We start from the raw sequence: 266 nt of genomic DNA on the forward strand, positions 1-266 counted from the left end.
GGCTGGAGGCGATCAGCGAATACGGCGGCACCATCAGCGGTGGCCCGGATTTCGCCTACCGTCTGTGCAGCGAACGGGTCAGTGAGTCGGCCCTGGAGCGCCTCGACTTGAGCCGCTGGCGCGTGGCTTATTCGGGCTCCGAACCGATCCGCCTCGATACCCTGGAACGCTTCGCGGAAAAATTCGCCGCCTGTGGCTTCACCCCGAATAATTTCTTCGCGTCTTACGGCCTCGCCGAAGCCACCCTGTTTGTCGCCGGCGGCAGC

General features: G+C 64.3%; 1 pseudogene. It reads left to right on the forward strand.

The window, feature by feature from the left end:
• Positions 1 to 266: pseudogene (locus AAEY78_RS13395) on the forward strand (fatty acyl-AMP ligase); the annotation flags it as partial.

It is taken from the genome of Psychrobacter sp. 16-MNA-CIBAN-0192, from assembly GCF_040309565.1.
In the GTDB taxonomy this organism is placed as follows: Bacteria; Pseudomonadota; Gammaproteobacteria; order Pseudomonadales; family Moraxellaceae; genus Psychrobacter.